This is a genomic window from Pectobacterium versatile, from assembly GCF_003932035.1.
Taxonomy (GTDB): domain Bacteria; phylum Pseudomonadota; class Gammaproteobacteria; order Enterobacterales; family Enterobacteriaceae; genus Pectobacterium; species Pectobacterium versatile.
In genome coordinates, this window is sequence record NZ_CP034276.1 from 1,637,935 (window position 1) to 1,652,857 (window position 14,923).

The 14,923-nt window shown below is 52.6% G+C and carries 11 protein-coding genes and 1 tRNA gene; 3 read left to right on the top strand and 9 right to left on the bottom strand.

What is annotated here, in order from left to right:
* Positions 1–27: 27 nt before the first annotated feature.
* The 3 genes from EIP93_RS07395 to EIP93_RS07405 form a co-directional block, all read right to left on the bottom strand.
* Positions 28–1,179, bottom strand: coding sequence for a Gfo/Idh/MocA family protein (locus EIP93_RS07395; RefSeq protein WP_125232488.1), 1,152 nt, complete (start codon positions 1,177–1,179; stop codon positions 28–30).
* Entirely contained in the window at positions 1,176–2,246 is a 1,071-nt protein-coding gene (locus tag EIP93_RS07400) for a sugar phosphate isomerase/epimerase family protein (RefSeq protein WP_103970716.1), read from the bottom strand. The genes EIP93_RS07395 and EIP93_RS07400 overlap by 4 nt, the downstream gene beginning before the upstream one ends.
* A gap of 136 nt (positions 2,247–2,382) precedes the next feature.
* Positions 2,383–3,627: an MFS transporter gene (locus EIP93_RS07405; RefSeq protein ID WP_103860261.1), complete on the bottom strand. Its 1,245-nt coding sequence runs from the start codon at positions 3,625–3,627 to the stop codon at positions 2,383–2,385.
* Positions 3,628–3,814: 187 nt separating this feature from the next.
* On the opposite strand from EIP93_RS07405, the gene glk reads away from it, so the two are divergent.
* Positions 3,815–4,780, top strand: a complete 966-nt coding sequence (glk, locus tag EIP93_RS07410) for a glucokinase (RefSeq protein WP_109225960.1) — start codon at positions 3,815–3,817, stop codon at positions 4,778–4,780.
* A gap of 69 nt (positions 4,781–4,849) precedes the next feature.
* Here the strand turns inward: glk and EIP93_RS07415 are convergent, their stop codons facing one another.
* Positions 4,850–5,671, bottom strand: a complete 822-nt coding sequence (locus tag EIP93_RS07415; protein WP_039504427.1) for a pyridoxal phosphatase — start codon at positions 5,669–5,671, stop codon at positions 4,850–4,852.
* 272 nt (positions 5,672–5,943) lie between these two features.
* Between EIP93_RS07415 and EIP93_RS07420 the strand changes: the two genes are divergently transcribed.
* Positions 5,944–6,031 (top strand) — tRNA-Ser (locus tag EIP93_RS07420).
* Positions 6,032–6,329: 298 nt separating this feature from the next.
* The gene (gene pgl / locus EIP93_RS07425; RefSeq protein WP_103941588.1) at positions 6,330–7,328 is read left to right on the top strand and encodes a 6-phosphogluconolactonase; all 999 of its coding nucleotides are present in this window, start codon (positions 6,330–6,332) and stop codon (positions 7,326–7,328) included.
* A gap of 55 nt (positions 7,329–7,383) precedes the next feature.
* On the opposite strand, the gene EIP93_RS07430 is transcribed toward pgl, so the two are convergent.
* The 5 genes from EIP93_RS07430 to fdnG form a co-directional block, all read right to left on the bottom strand.
* The gene (locus EIP93_RS07430; RefSeq protein WP_103184353.1) at positions 7,384–8,634 is read right to left on the bottom strand and encodes an LVIVD repeat-containing protein; all 1,251 of its coding nucleotides are present in this window, start codon (positions 8,632–8,634) and stop codon (positions 7,384–7,386) included.
* 14 nt (positions 8,635–8,648) lie between these two features.
* Positions 8,649–9,725: a sugar ABC transporter substrate-binding protein gene (locus EIP93_RS07435; RefSeq protein ID WP_116361729.1), complete on the bottom strand. Its 1,077-nt coding sequence runs from the start codon at positions 9,723–9,725 to the stop codon at positions 8,649–8,651.
* A 418-nt stretch (positions 9,726–10,143) separates the two neighbouring features.
* Positions 10,144–10,779, bottom strand: a complete 636-nt coding sequence (fdnI, locus tag EIP93_RS07440; protein ID WP_103860266.1) for a formate dehydrogenase-N subunit gamma — start codon at positions 10,777–10,779, stop codon at positions 10,144–10,146.
* Positions 10,772–11,680: a formate dehydrogenase subunit beta gene (gene fdxH, locus EIP93_RS07445; RefSeq protein ID WP_103970722.1), complete on the bottom strand. Its 909-nt coding sequence runs from the start codon at positions 11,678–11,680 to the stop codon at positions 10,772–10,774. The genes fdnI and fdxH overlap by 8 nt, the downstream gene beginning before the upstream one ends.
* 12 nt (positions 11,681–11,692) lie before the next feature.
* Positions 11,693–14,740, bottom strand: coding sequence for a formate dehydrogenase-N subunit alpha (gene fdnG / locus EIP93_RS07450; RefSeq protein ID WP_125232489.1), 3,048 nt, complete (start codon positions 14,738–14,740; stop codon positions 11,693–11,695).
* Positions 14,741–14,923 lie beyond the last annotated feature (183 nt).

Here is a 14,923-nt window from a genome sequence, read left to right on the forward strand (position 1 = left end):
CCGTGAGAGAATGAACAGTCTGATGCCTTAATTGGCGACCTTCACCCACGTTTGCTGCTGATGGCTTTGCACGATGGCGTCAATAATGAACATGACGTTCGCACCGTCGTAGAAGGTGGCGAAGGTGAACGGATCGACGCCCGGCTGCTTGCCGTCACGCAGATAGGTATAAAAGTTCGCCATCATGTTCTTGAACGCATCTGGCCAGCCTTCGATATGCCCACCGGGGAAGTGGACCGCGGCGGCGGCTTCTGGGTTCAGCAGTCCAGGATCGTCCGACAACACCTGATTCGGTTTATCGCGATGGCCGATCCACAGCTGCTGCGGAGTTTCCTGATCCCACGCCAGCGATTGTTCACTGCCATTCACTTCAAACGTCAGGCGATTTTTCCGGCCGGCGCTGACCTGAGAAACGGTAAAGGAGCCGCGGCTGCCATCCTCAAAGCGCAGTAAAACGGTCGCGTAGTCTTCGGTTTTGACCGGTTTGTCGTCGTACTCTGGCGGCGCGTCGGATGATGAGAATGTGGCCGTACCGTTCCGATTGGATTTTCGGATCGGGTGGACGATGGCTAAATCGGCGAAGACTTCGACAATTTTCCGACCGGAAATAAACTGCACCGTGTCGCACCAGTGCGAACCGATGTCGGCCACCGCGCGGGAAACGCCGCCGAACTCCGGTTCAACACGCCAGTTATAGTCGGTGTCGCGCAGCATCCAGTCTTGCAGATAGCCACCGTGTACGGCAAAGACGCGGCCGATCTCCTGACGCTTAATCATGCTGGCAGCCTGCTGCACCATGCCAAATTGGCGATAGACAAAGCTGACCCCGTGGACAACGCCTTTTTCTTCTGCCAGCGCCACCAGCTCACGCGCTTCTTCGCTGGTCATACACAGCGGCTTTTCTGAAAAGACGTGCTTGGCTGCCTGAATAATCTGCTTATTGATCGCCGCATGGAGATGGTTCGGCGTGCAGTTATGGATCGCATCAATACCGGGATGAGCCAATAAATCAGCGACGCTGCCGTAGGCATGGGGAATGTTGAGCTGACGCGCTTTTTGCTGCGCCAGATCGAGCGAATTTTCCGCCAGTGCCACCACCTCGACGAAACCAAGGCGACGAATCGCTTCAATATGTGCTGGGCCAATAAAACCGGAACCAATAATGCCAACGCGAATCATTCTGCGCTCTCCTCTTTTAATCCCAACATTTTTCTTACTAACGGACGATCGTCGCTGGTCGCGGCGAAATCGTCAAAAGCGCGTCCTGCGACAGGAATAATATGGCGGTTGATGAACGCGGCCCCTTCTTTCGCACCGCAGTTGCTGTCTTTCAGGCAGCATTCCCATTCCAGCACCGCCCAGCCGTCGTAATCGTATTGAGCAAGTTTGCTGAAGATGCCGCCAAAATCGATCTGGCCATCTCCCGGTGAACGGAAGCGCCCGGCGCGTTCAGCCCATGACTGATAGCCGCCGTAGACGCCGCTTTTGCTCGACGTGACAAATTCTGCATCTTTCACATGGAACGCTTTGATTCGCGCATGGTAGCGATCGATAAAGCCGAGGTAGTCCATCTGCTGCAAATGCATATGGCTAGGATCGTAAAGAATATTGGCGCGCGGGTGATGATTGACGACATCAAGGAAGCGTTCAAATGTCACGCCGTCGTGTAAATCTTCTCCGGGATGCAGCTCGTAGCACACATCCACACCGTGCTCGTCAAAACAGTCGAGGATCGGCGTCCACAGGCGACCAAGCTCTTTAAAGGCTTCCTGAATCAGGACTTCTTTACGCGGTGGCCAAGGGTAAAAATAGGGCCAGGCCAGCGCACCGGAAAACGTAGCGTGGGCGTTTAGTCCTAAGCGTGAAGAGGCTTTTGCTGCCTGCTTGATTGCCGCGATAGCCCACGCTTGGCGAGCCTGCGGATTGCGGCGGTAAGCCGGTGGTGCGAAATCGTCAAAAGCATCGTCATACGCAGGGTGGACGGCAACAAGCTGGCCTTCCAGATGGGTTGAGAGTTCGCTGATGGTCAGCCCATGCTGTGCCAGTAGGCCTTTCACATCATCACAGTAAGTTTGGCTGTCGGCGGCCGTAGCCAGATCGAAAATGTGCGGGTGATTGCAGGGGATTTGTAGCGCTTTAAAGCCTAATCCAGCTGCCCATTGCGCCAGATTTTCCAGCGTGTTAAAGGGAGCCTGATCGCCAATATACTGGGCGAGAAAAATACCCGGTCCTTTTAACGTTTTCATTATTACCTCCTTTGGCAACAGGTGTGGTCATGAATACCGTTGCACGATTGTGATAGCCGTAGCGGAGAATGCACTGGGATGAGATGCCATAGGCGATCTCATCCCGTTTTCTCCTTAAATAATCCGTCTCAAATGATTAAGCCTGCTCTTCTTTATATTTGAAGGAGAAGAGGAAAATGACGGCGATGATGGCGGCAGCAACCGCTGGGATCCACCAGAAGGTCGCCCAGATTTCAGGCGCGTTTAACGTACCGTTGTCGAAGAGGTGGTTATAAATGGCACCGGAAACCTGTGAGCCCAGTAGCATGCCGATACCGTAGGTGAACAGGACTACCAGACTTTGTGCCTGACCTTTGATTTTCTCTCCCGCGATGCGGTCGGTATAGATGAAGCCGATGACGAAGAAGAAGTCATAGCAAATGCCGTGCAGCAGGATACCGATATAGAGCAGCCAGCGCGTTTCTTCATTCACGCCCATCGCGAAGAGGGCATAGCGCACGAACCACGCCAGCATGCCGATGAACAGCATGTATTTCACGCCCAGCTTTCTAAACAGCAGCGGAATGATCAGCATGAAGACAATTTCGGACATCTGACCAAACGACATGGCGGTGCTGACGTCGCTGATCCCTGCATTGCTCAGGAAGGAGGCGGTGTAAGCGTAGTAGGTGCCCAGCGGAATAGAGATCAGCATGGCGCAGATGGCAAAGACCAGAAAGTGGCCTTTCTTCAGCAGCGCGAACGCATCAGCACAGAACAGATCGCGCACTGCCAGCGGCAAGCCTTTGGCCGGCGCTGGAGTATGCGGCAGCGTCAGGCTGTAAGCTGCCAGAATGGCAGAGCAGGCGGCAGCGACGTAGAAAATATTGACGCTTGCGGAGATGCCCGCGGTCCCGATGCAGACACCAGCAACGATCCAACCAATGGTGCCGAAGACCCGCACAACCGGGAAGCTCTTCTCACTGTTAGTCAGGTTATGGAACGCGATGTTGTTGGTTAATGCCAGCGTTGGCATAAAGCACAACGTGTAGGCGAACAGCAGGATCAGCAGCTGTGAGCCGTCTTCGTTGATTAACGCGGTGGGCACAAACCACAGGATGACCGCGCCGATCAGGTGCAGCAGCGCCATGACTTTTTGTGATGGGAAGAAGCGGTCAACCACCATGCCCAGTACGAACGGCGACAGGATCGAGGCGATCGGCCCGGCAGAGAAGGCGTCGCCAATCATGGCGGCCAAATTATACTGTGTCATAACCAGGCCCAAGGTAACTGACCATGAACCCCAGATGAAGAACTCTAAGAACATCATGAGTGACAGTCTGGGAACCACGAAGGCCGGTTGTAACGATTTGGTAGCTGTGTTTTCAGATGAAGAAACCATGTGGTATCCCTCTTAAAAGTAATCGATTACAATTTGTGTTTTCTAAATGTAATCGATTACTTTTAACTTAACCGCAGCTTTTAGCCATAAATGAGATCCTTATCACTAGAAAGTTATATAGCCATAGCGTAGCTGGCTGTTTTCGCGCAATGATCGGGTATCTGCTTTGTTTGAGGGGAAAAGAAGAATGACGCACTTTGTTTTAGTGGGCGATGTCGGTGGTACCAATACGCGTTTGGCCTTGTGTGACGCCACAACGGGCGAATTGTCGCAAACCGAAACCTATTCCGGGCTGGATTTCCCTTCTCTGGAAGGGGCCATTCGTGATTATCTCGATTCGCGACAGGTCACGGTACAGGATGCCTGTATCGCTATTGCCTGCCCGATTACCGGTGACTGGGTGGCAATGACGAATCACACCTGGGCGTTTTCCATCGCAGAAATGAAAGCGAGTCTGGGTCTGCGCCATTTTGAGGTTATCAACGATTTTACCGCCGTTTCCATGGCGGTGCCGGTGATGACTAACACGGATTTACTCCAATTTGGCGGCGGGGAGCCCGTGCCAGGTAAACCGATTGCCGTGTATGGTGCAGGTACCGGATTAGGCGTCGCCCATCTGGTGCATGCCGCCAATCAATGGATTAGCCTGCCGGGTGAGGGCGGACATGTGGATTTCGCGCCGAATAGCGATGAAGAAGACAAAATTCTCTCTATTTTGCGCCAGTCGCTCGGGCATGTTTCCGCTGAACGCATACTCTCCGGGCAGGGGCTGGTGAATATTTACCGTGCCGTGGTGCTGTCTGATGACCGCACGCCGGAGGCGCTGGAGCCGAAAGATATTACCGAACGTGCCGTTAACAATACGGATGTGGACTGTCGCCGCGCCCTGTCGCTATTCTGCGTTATCATGGGACGCTTCGGCGGCAATCTGGCATTAAATTTAGGCACATTTGGCGGCGTGTATATTGCTGGCGGCATTGTTCCGCGCTTTCTGGAGTTTTTTAAAGCCTCCGGTTTTCGGGCGGCTTTTGAGGACAAAGGGCGGTTCAAAGGCTACATGCAGGATATCCCTGTGTACCTGATTACCCATGAACAGCCAGGGTTAATGGGGGCGGGGGCTTACCTGCGGCAGGTGCTGGGCAGCGCGTTGTAAGTCAGTTTTCTCGTCGAACGCAATCAGGCAAAGCGATAGCTCTCGCTTACCTGATTGCGTGATGATTGGTTATGCCAGAATGCGGGTGCGGATGACATCGGCGATGCTGGGTTCTTCATTGCTGCCAATCACCAGATCGGCTCGCGCTTTGATTTCATCGGCGCTATTGCCCATCGCGACGCCTAATCCTACGCCTTCCAGCATGCTGATATCGTTAAAGTTATCGCCGAATGCTACGACGTCCTTCATGCTGATGCCCTGCTCGCCAAGCCATTGCTGGAGCAGCTTGCCTTTGCTGTTGCCGGTTTGCGCGATATCAACCTGATCCTGCCATGACCACTCGCAGGCCAATCCGAGCTGCTTTTCCACTTCTGCGGCGAAATGGTTCAGCGTGGGAACATCGGCGTGCGTGGTCGCGAATTTCCAGATCGCGTGTGACGCTTCGGTCTGACGCACCAGATTTTCCACCTGAGCGAAACGAGGACGCTGCTGTTCCGGCAGGTTAGCCGCCCATGCAAGCGTGCGGACTACGTGCCCGGTAGGATACTGGTAATACATGTCATCATCGGCATACATCAGCCCATGAATATCAAATTCCTCTAGCAGCGTAATGACATTTTTTGCCTGTTCGACAGAGAGCGGATTGGTGTGCGAGGCTTGACCCTGCTGGTAATCATAGACGTAGGTGCCGTTGCAGCAAATGGCGGGCGTATCCAACTGCAATCCCTGATAAAAAGGGTGGATTGCCGAGTGGTGGCGTCCGGTCACGATCATGACTTTTATGCCTTGCTGACGGGCCAGCGCGAGTGCGCTAAGCGATTCGGGCAGGATTTTTTTCTGTTGATTCAGTAGCGTACCATCAAGATCAAGTGCAATTACTCGGTAGGTCATCGTTATCTCGCAAATAAAAATGTGGGTATCAAATTACTCTTACGATAAAGGACGCGGCGAAAAATAGACAGACAACAGCGAGATAAAAATGTCTGGGCTTATTTGATGATGAAGGATTCAGCGCGACGGTGGGAAATAAGGCTAAACGGACGGTTTTACAGCGCCATTGTTTATTTTCTATGCTTTCAACGGCTTATCATCTATTTTTTAAGCAGTTGATCACAACGCTGCTTTACAATGTGCAGCGTACTGTTTATAGTGCGCGTCATTGCGGAGGAGTGGCCGAGTGGTTGAAGGCACCGGTCTTGAAAACCGGCGACGCGAAAGTGTTCTAGAGTTCGAATCTCTACTCCTCCGCCAAAAAAATTCAACGGGTTAGCTTAGGCTAGCCCGTTTTCGTTTTTACTCTCTTATCTTCCCCTGATGCTCTAAACTCTCACTTTTCATTACCTATTCGTTATTGCCCACATCCGCACCGTTAGCTAAATCAATCATTACTTAAATCAATAGTAGCCTTGCGATGTCTCTGTAGAATAGAGTAATTGGTCATTTATGGTATACCGTGCCTCAGGTTGAGCAAGTTCGTTATCCTTCTGATGAACCAACCTCTTTTGAGCCTTCCTGAGCCGCCACATTCGCGTGAAATAAGGAGAATACGATGCAGCAAGTGGTTTATGTCGCCAGCCCGGAAAGCCAGCAGATTCATGTTTGGCAACTCGGTGCTCAGGGAAATCTGACATTATTGCAAACCGTTGATGTTCCAGGACAGGTTCAGCCGATGGTGATCGCACCGAACAAGCGTCACCTGTATGTTGGGGTTCGTCCTGATTTCAGGGTTCTGAGCTATCGTATTGATGAACAGGGTAAATTGACGCAAGCGGGTGTCGCATCGTTACCGGGCAGCCCGACGCATCTGTCGACCGATAATGACGGACGTTTCCTATTTAGCGCATCTTACAGCGGCGCCTGCGTCAGCGTTAGCCCAATTAGCGCTGACGGCATTGTCGGTGAGCCGATTCAGCAGTTGGACGGATTGGAAGGGTGCCACTCTACCAATATCGATCCAACGAATACTGTCGTGTGGGCACCGTGCCTGAAAGAAGACCGTATCCGTCTGTACGATCTGGGTGCGGCTGGCGAATTGAGCGTACACCGTCAGGCCGAAATGACAACGGTAGCGGGTGCCGGTCCACGCCATATGGCATTCCATCCGAATCAGCGTTTTGCCTATTGTGTGAATGAACTGGACAGTTCAGTGGATGTGTATCAGTTGGATGCAGCCAACGGGGAATTGCAGAAAGTGCAAACGTTGGACGCCATGCCCGCTGGTTTCAGCGATACGCGCTGGGCGGCAGATATTCACATTACGCCGAATGGTCGCTTCCTGTACATCAGCGATCGTACTGCCAGCCTGCTGAGTGTTTTCCAGGTGTCTGAAGACGGCAGCACGTTAACGCTGGCCGGACATCAGCCGACTGAAACGCAGCCGCGCGGTTTCAATATTGATCACACCGGTGAGTTCCTGATTTCAGCAGGGCAGAAATCTCAGCACATTGAGGTGTATCACATCGAACAGAACACGGGCGATCTGCAACCACTGGCGCGTTACGCCGTCGGTCAGGGACCGATGTGGGTGTCGGTGCTGGCGCTGGACTAAGTTAGCTAAGCACAACAGTAAGCCCTGCGTTTATCCGCAGGGCTTTTTCTTTCGATTAACCTCGGTATTCGATAATCGACAAGCCCGCGTTGTAGTCCGTGCTGTAGATGATTCCGTTGGCATCAACGAACACATCGCAAGACTGAATAATTTGCGGTCTGCCGGGGCGCTTGTCGACCATTCTGTCTGGCGCAGCAGGTACCAGTGCACCCGTTTCCTTCGGCTGATACGGGTTACTGATGTCGTAAGCCCGTACCCCTGCGTTTTGGTACGTGGCGAAAATCAGCGACGAACTGATGAAGCTGCCGGGCCGATTTTCATGCAGGTTATGTGGGCCAAAGTGTGCGCCTTTCTTCACATAATCCGCCTCTTTCGGCTGCGGAAAGGTGGCGATGCTCACCGGATTACTCGGTTCACGAATATCGAACACCCAAATCAACTTCTCTCCATCTTCCTGATTATCCAATACCGCTTCATCCAGCACGATTAGCAGATCGCGATCCGGCAGCGGCAGCGCCGTGTGTGTGCCACCGCCAAACGGTGGGCTCCAGTTACGGTGGCTGATGAGCTGTGGATTGGTGCGATCGCTCACGTCCAGCAGCGTCAATCCGCCATCGCGCCAGCTTCCATAGGCGGTATCACCGCTGATGATGGCGTGGTGCAGGGCGTAACGCTTGCCTTCCGGCCAGCTTGCGGTTTCTCCGCCAGCGGTATGCATGCCGGGTAGCCAGTAGCGGCCAGCAACCTCTGGGCGCTGCGGATCGGCCAAATCGATAGTCAGAAAGATGTAGTCGCTGTAGCCATCAAGCAGCGCGGAGACATAGGCCCAGCGTCCGCCCACGTACCAGATGCGGTGAATGCCGATACCGTCCAATGGCAGGAAGCTGATTTCGCGGGGTTTATCTGGCGTCGAGATATCGAAAATCCGTAATCCAGCGCTCCAGCTTTTGTCCTGCTGTTTGGTGCTGACCGTGTCGGCGACGGAGCGGGTGTAATAGACCTTTTCCTCGGCGAAGCTGGCATCGGCAAACAAATCGCGTGCGTTGACGACAAGCAGCAGGTCATCGTGCGTTTGCAGGTGGATATTCCAGGTGCCGGGCGGGGCTGCAATAAACCCCGCCGGCTTAGGATTCTTGGCATCGCGCACATCCACAATCGACACACCTTGTGAAACCATATGCCCGATGTAAGCGTAGCCGCGATGAACCATCACCTGCACGCCATCGGGTCTGCCGCCCTGATCGCTGTGTCCAATCAGCCGCATGTTGCGGCTGTAATCGGGGGTGGGCAGAGGAGTCGATGCCATGAGTTATCTCCGTGTTATTTCGCCTGTTTGGCTTCCAGTGTAGCAAACCACGGTGCGATAAAATCATCCGTGTGGCCCCAGCCTGGGATGATTTTCACCAATCCGGCGACATTGACCGCACCCGGTTGGCTGGCTAACAGCGCTTGTGGAATCGAAGCAGCACGGAACTCATAGGTCGCAGGTGTCGCTTCACCGGCAATCTTGTTGGCAACCAGACGCAGGTTTACTTTACCGATCAGTTTAGGATCGACAGCCACGCTGACTTTCCACGGGCTGTTTGCTTCGCGCATCAGCTGTAAATCCTGATTAGATATATCGATGCTGTACAGTTTGATTTCGGTCCGGCCGTTTTCTTTCAATGCCTTATAAGCGCCCTGGCTGAAGGCATCCCACGATCCCCAGATTGCATCGATTTTGCCTTTCGGGTATTTCGCCAGCACGGCGCCGACTTTGTTGGCAGTATCGCCCTGAACGTCAGAGGACACGGCACCAATCGATTCAAGTTCCTTGATGCCGGGGTTAGCTTTCAGGATCTGTTGATAAGCAAGCTGGCGGCGTTCCATCGGCGGGAAGCCTGCGACCCACAGTTTGATGATGTTGGCTTTACCGTTGAAATCCTTCACCAGTTGGCCGAGTGATTCGTTAGTCAGTGAGGCGTCATCCTGCTGGGTGACGGTTACACCCGGGATTTCGCCATTCACGGCGGTATCAAACACGGAAACGGCAATGCCGCTGTCGACGATGCGTTTAATCAAATCGGTCGAGTAAGGGTCGCGGCCCTGCGACAGGATGATGCCATCATATTTCTGGCTAATCGCCTGATTCACGAAATCCTGAAAACGGGCATCATCGCCGTTGCTCAGAAAGGTGCTGACCTTAAAGCCCAACTTTTTGCCTTCTTCGAGCACGCCGGAAACAAATTGCGTGGTGTTGTCGTCCGAACCCAAGTTGCGGATAACGGCGATGCGAACTGGGCCGTCATGATTGGCGATAGCGGCCGGAACGGGAGCAATGGTGGCGTTCTGATTAGCCAGTGCCGGTAACGCAGTCAGTAAGCTCAGTGCAAGCAGGGCGGGCGTAAATTTCTTCATTATCAGCTCCATGGCGTTTTATAAATTGATGTCGTGTCGATTGCAGTATTGTTATGTTCTCTGCGTTATTACTTTATAGCTGTCTTTATGTCTGGATGTCTATTTAAAAATGATACTGCATCATAGCTGTTGAGCGATAGGCGAGAAAGAGGGGAGTATTATGACTTTTGGGTTTAAGTTATAACGATTCGTGCTGACTGCGGATAAAAAGAAAAATGCCCGCGAGGCGGGCATTTCAGGCCGTTGACAAACCTATTTGTCGAACGAAAACGGGAGTAACGGAATAGAAGAGTAAAGCGTTTGCGCCATGGATGGCGCAATCCGAGCTTACATGGACGTACTTGCAGCGTCTTTACGATCTATCCGTTACTACCGCACTACGGACTTTGTGAAGGCGGTTAGATGAAAAGCGAGTGAATTATTTCTTCGCTTCTTTCTCTTCCATTTCACGCGCCCAACGTGGGTGGTGTTTACGCGCCCAGCGTTTGGAGACTTTGCCTTCAATCATGCCCTTGATCGATCCTTTAACCCAGAATGCCATGTACATATGGATCAGGATGGCATGGATGAGGACGATAGCCGCAACCGCATGAATCAGAATGGCGTAGCGCACGACATCAATCGGGAACAGGTGGGCAAAGTAAGGACGCCACATGATTACCCCGGTGATCAGCAGTACCAGCGTCAGCCCCATGATGCTCCAGAACATCATTTTCTGGCCTGGGTTGTATTTACCCACTTCAGCGACTTCATGCTCATTGCCTTTCAACACTTCAATAATGTTGAGGAACCACGGCAGATCGCGCTTCTTCGGGATGTTATGACTAACGAACCGGAAGAACATCGGGATCAGACAAATGACGATCAACACGCCAAAAAACGGGTGCAGAATACGCCCCATTTGCGGCGTACCAAATGTCTGCGTCAGCCATTGCAAGGTCGGGAAAAACAGGGCAATACCTGAGAGCGCGACCAAGAAAAAGCTAATCACCACAATCCAGTGACAGATGCGATCGATAAACTTGGTGCGCAAAATCATTTTTGGTTTACTCATGTTTGTCTCCCTCTTCTTTGTCTTCTCCCTCGTGTTCATGCTCCGTTTCTTCTGTGTTCGGACCCACACCGATGTAGTGGAACATTAACCCGGCGAACGTGGCGACAAATCCTAACGCAGATAGCGGCTTCAGAATGCCTTTCCACAGGTTGACCGGCGTGGAAATCTGCGGGTCATCCGGCAGATTGTTATAGAGCGATGGTCTGTCTGCGTGGTGCAGAACATACATCACGTGTGTGCCGCCCACGCCCTGCGGGTCATAGAGGCCTGCGTTCTCATAACCACGGCTTTTCAGATCGGCGATGCGTTCTTCTGCCAGATGCTTCATCTCTTCTTTCGTACCGAAACGAATGGCACCTGTCGGACAGGTTTTCACGCAGGCAGGTTCTTGCCCAACGCTGACTCTGTCGACGCACAGCGTACATTTATAGACGCGGTTATCTTCTTTATTCAGTCGTGGAATATTGAACGGGCAGCCAGCGATGCAATAGCCGCAGCCGATACAATGTTCAGACTGAAAATCGACGATACCGTTGGCATACTGAATAACCGCACCAGCGGAAGGACAGGCTTTCAGACAGCCCGGATCGCTACAGTGCATGCAGCCATCTTTACGGATCAGCCATTCCAGACGATCGTTCTCTTCCACTTCAGAAAAGCGCATCAGCGTCCAGGATTTGGCGCTCAGATCCGCTGGGTTATCATAAACCCCCAGGTTATGGCCGACTTCGTCACGAATGTCGTTCCACTCTGAACAAGCCACCTGACAGCCTTTACAGCCGATACAGGTGGTGACATCGATCAGTTTTGCCACTTCGCTTTTGTCATTACGCACATGCGGAGGCGGTGTAAAGCCGTTGGTGGCCGAACGTTTAATAATATCTTGTGATTGCATTGACATAGTTGGCTACCCTTACACCTTCTCTACATTAACCAAAAACGCTTTGTACTCAGGCGTTTGTGAATTAGCGTCGCCGACGCTCGGGGTGAGTGTATTAGCCAGGAACCCTTTACGCGTGGTTCCCTCAAAGCCCCAGTGGCAGGGGATACCAATGGTTTCCACGCTGCGTCCGGCAATTTCCAGCGTTTTTATACGCTTGGTGACCACCGCTTTGGCTTTGATGTAGCCACGCTGGCAGGAGACTTTGACTTCATCGCCCGCCTTAATGCCTTTGCTCTTCGCCAGATTTTCACCGATCTCAACAAACTGTTCTGGTTGCACAATCGCGTTCAGACGCGCGTGTTTTGTCCAGTGACGGAACAATTCGGTAATTGAGTATGTCGTTGCCACGTAAGGGAAATCTTTCGCGGTACCCATGGTTTTCGCATCACGTGCAAACAAACGTACGACCGGGCTGGAAATCACCGACGGGTGCAGTGGGTTAGTGCCGATAGGCGATTCGATCGGTTCGTAGTGTTCAGGGAACGGCCCGTCTACCAGTTTGTCTACGGAGAACAGACGTGCCAGACCTTCCGGCAGCATGATGAACGGCCCGGTGTCTTTGCCTGGTGGTACGGTTGCGGCGAAGTCTGGCACATCAATGCCTTGCCACTTCTGGCCGGTCCATTCCAGCAATTTACGCTTGCTGTCCCACGGCTTCCCTTGCAGGTCGGCGGAGGCGCGGTTGTAGAGAATGCGGCGGTTTTGCGGCCAGCACCATGACCAGTTCGGCGTACAGCCCAGACCGGCATCTGCGTTGTCGCGTTTATCCATCTGGTTACCGGCTTCTGTCCAGCTCCCGGCGTAAATCCAGCAGAAACTGGACGTGGTACCGTCATCACGCAGCTGTGAGAAATCGGCGAGCTGCTGGCCTTTCTTCAGGATCAGTTTGCCGCTGTCATCGTAGATATCAGCTAGCGCCATACCGTTGGCTTCGCGGGCGATCTCTTCCGGCGTCGGATCTTCCGGGTCTTTATAGTTCCAGTTGATATTCATCACTGGATCAGGATAAGTACCGCCTTCTTCGCTATACAGTTCACGCAGGCGCATCAGCAGCTTACCGAGGATTTTACCGTCGTGACGGGCTTCTCCTGGTGGCTCGGCCGCCGCCCAGTGCCATTGCAGCCAGCGACCGGAGTTGGCGATAGAACCATTTTCCTCAGCAAAGCAGGAAGACGGCAGACGGAAGACTTCAGTCTGAATGGACTTCGTATCCACGTCGTTGAATTCACCATAGTTCTGCCAGAACGTGGAGGTTTCTGTTACCAGCGGATCGATGATGACCATGTACTTGAGTTTGGAGAGCGCTTCGGTCGCTTTATTCTTGTTGGAGAATGCCGCAACGGGGTTAAAGCCCTGAACGATGTAGCCGTTCATTTTGCCTTCCACCATCAGCTCGGTTTGCACCATAACGTCGTAGCTACGATCCCACTTCGGCAACCAGTCATAACCCCAGTTATTCGCGGCCTGTGCGTGATCGCCGTAGAAGCTCTTCATCATGCTGATAAAGAATTTTGGCGTATTTTTCCAATAGTTAACCTGTTCGGGCAATACGGCGGTTGGCGTAATTTGGCCCAGATAGGTTTTCAGATCCGGCTGCTTTTCTGACGGCAGTGGCATATAGCCCGGCAGATTTAACGACAGCAGACCCAGATCGGTATACCCCTGAATGTTGGAGTGACCGCGCAGGGCGTTGATGCCGCCGCCTGCCATACCAATATTCCCCAGCAGAAGCTGGATCATGCCAGCGGAGCGGATGATCTGAGCGCCGTTGGTGTGGTGCGTCCAACCCAGTGCATACATGAAGGTTGCGGTTTTATTCGGTACACAGGTTTCAGCCAGCGTACGGCAAATCTCTTCATAATCTTTGGCTGAGGTACCGCACAGGGATGTCACCATTTCCAGCGTATAGCGGGAGACGTGTTCTTTCAGCAGATTCCAGACGCAGCGCGGGTGGGACAGCGTGTTGTCGCGTTTGGCGAAACCGGACTCATCTAACTCATACTGCCAGCTGGATTTGTCATATTGACGTTTTTGTTCGTCGTAGCCGCTGAACAAGCCTTCGTCGAAGCTGAAATCATCACGCACGATCAGGCTGGCGTTGGTGTAAGACACCACGTATTCGCGATGAATTTTATCGTTCGTAATAAGGTAGTTAACGATACCTAACAGGAAAGCTGCATCTGAGCCTGCGCGAATGGGCGCGTAGAGATCGGCAACGGCAGCGGAGCGGTTAAAACGCGGATCGACAACAATCAGCTTCGCCTTGTTGTGCGTTTTCGCTTCAATGGCCCATTTGAAACCGACCGGGTGCGCTTCTGCCGGGTTTCCGCCCATCACGATGATGACGTTGGCGTTTTTGATATCAACCCAGTTGTTAGTCATCGCGCCACGGCCGAATGTCGGTGCCAGTGCGGCAACGGTGGGTCCGTGACACAAACGCGCCTGACAGTCGATAGCAACCATGCCGAGTGAGCGGGCAAATTTCTGGTCGAGAATACCGGTTTCGTTGCTGGCAGCAGAAGAGCACAACATACCCGTAGTCAGCCAGCGGTTGACGGTTTCGCCTTTGGCGTTGGTGCGTTCGAAGTTGGCGTCGCGGTCAGCTTTCATCAGGCGCGCTATGCGTTCAATCGCGTCGTCCCAGCTGATTCGTTGCCATTTGTCTGAACCTGGTGCGCGGTATTCAGGGTAGAGCAGGCGGTTTTCGCTGTGGATGTAGTCAACCAGGCCCGCACCTTTCGGGCAAAGGGAGCCGCGGCTGACTGGGTGGTCCGCATCACCTTCGATATGAAAAACAGAAGGCTTCGCATTTTTGGCGCCATCGCCCAGGCTATACATGAGCACACCACAACCAACTGAACAATAGGTGCAGTTATTACGCGTCTCTTTTGCCCGTAACAGCTTATATTGACGTACTGATGCCATTGCTTCCGTGGGTGTAAAGCCCAATACCGCGAGAGTGGTTCCAGCCATCCCCCCCGCGCAAACTTTAAAGAAACCTCTTCTATTCAGTTGCATTAGTTTCCCTGTGTAATTATGTGTCATTTTTGTTGCGAGCAATTTAACAACACACAAACTGTGGGCTTTGCGCAAAATCAAAATTTAAGTATTTAAACCCCCATAACACCTATAAAGAGGTATGTTTTTTATTCGTTATATATTGTAATGCATAACGAATTTGTTATTTCATGGTTACAAATC

Excerpts from the sequence above, each read along its gene's own strand:
- EIP93_RS07395 (WP_125232488.1), bottom strand. The coding sequence starts at position 1,179 with ATGATTCGCGTTGGCATTATTGGTTCCGGTTTTATTGGCCCAGCACAT.
- EIP93_RS07400 (WP_103970716.1), bottom strand. The coding sequence starts at position 2,246 with ATGAAAACGTTAAAAGGACCGGGTATTTTTCTCGCCCAGTATATTGGC.
- EIP93_RS07405 (WP_103860261.1), bottom strand. The coding sequence starts at position 3,627 with ATGGTTTCTTCATCTGAAAACACAGCTACCAAATCGTTACAACCGGCC.
- glk (WP_109225960.1), top strand. The coding sequence starts at position 3,815 with ATGACGCACTTTGTTTTAGTGGGCGATGTCGGTGGTACCAATACGCGT.
- EIP93_RS07415 (WP_039504427.1), bottom strand. The coding sequence starts at position 5,671 with ATGACCTACCGAGTAATTGCACTTGATCTTGATGGTACGCTACTGAAT.
- pgl (WP_103941588.1), top strand. The coding sequence starts at position 6,330 with ATGCAGCAAGTGGTTTATGTCGCCAGCCCGGAAAGCCAGCAGATTCAT.
- EIP93_RS07430 (WP_103184353.1), bottom strand. The coding sequence starts at position 8,634 with ATGGCATCGACTCCTCTGCCCACCCCCGATTACAGCCGCAACATGCGG.
- EIP93_RS07435 (WP_116361729.1), bottom strand. The coding sequence starts at position 9,725 with ATGAAGAAATTTACGCCCGCCCTGCTTGCACTGAGCTTACTGACTGCG.
- fdnI (WP_103860266.1), bottom strand. The coding sequence starts at position 10,779 with ATGAGTAAACCAAAAATGATTTTGCGCACCAAGTTTATCGATCGCATC.
- fdxH (WP_103970722.1), bottom strand. The coding sequence starts at position 11,680 with ATGTCAATGCAATCACAAGATATTATTAAACGTTCGGCCACCAACGGC.
- fdnG (WP_125232489.1), bottom strand. The coding sequence starts at position 14,740 with ATGCAACTGAATAGAAGAGGTTTCTTTAAAGTTTGCGCGGGGGGGATG.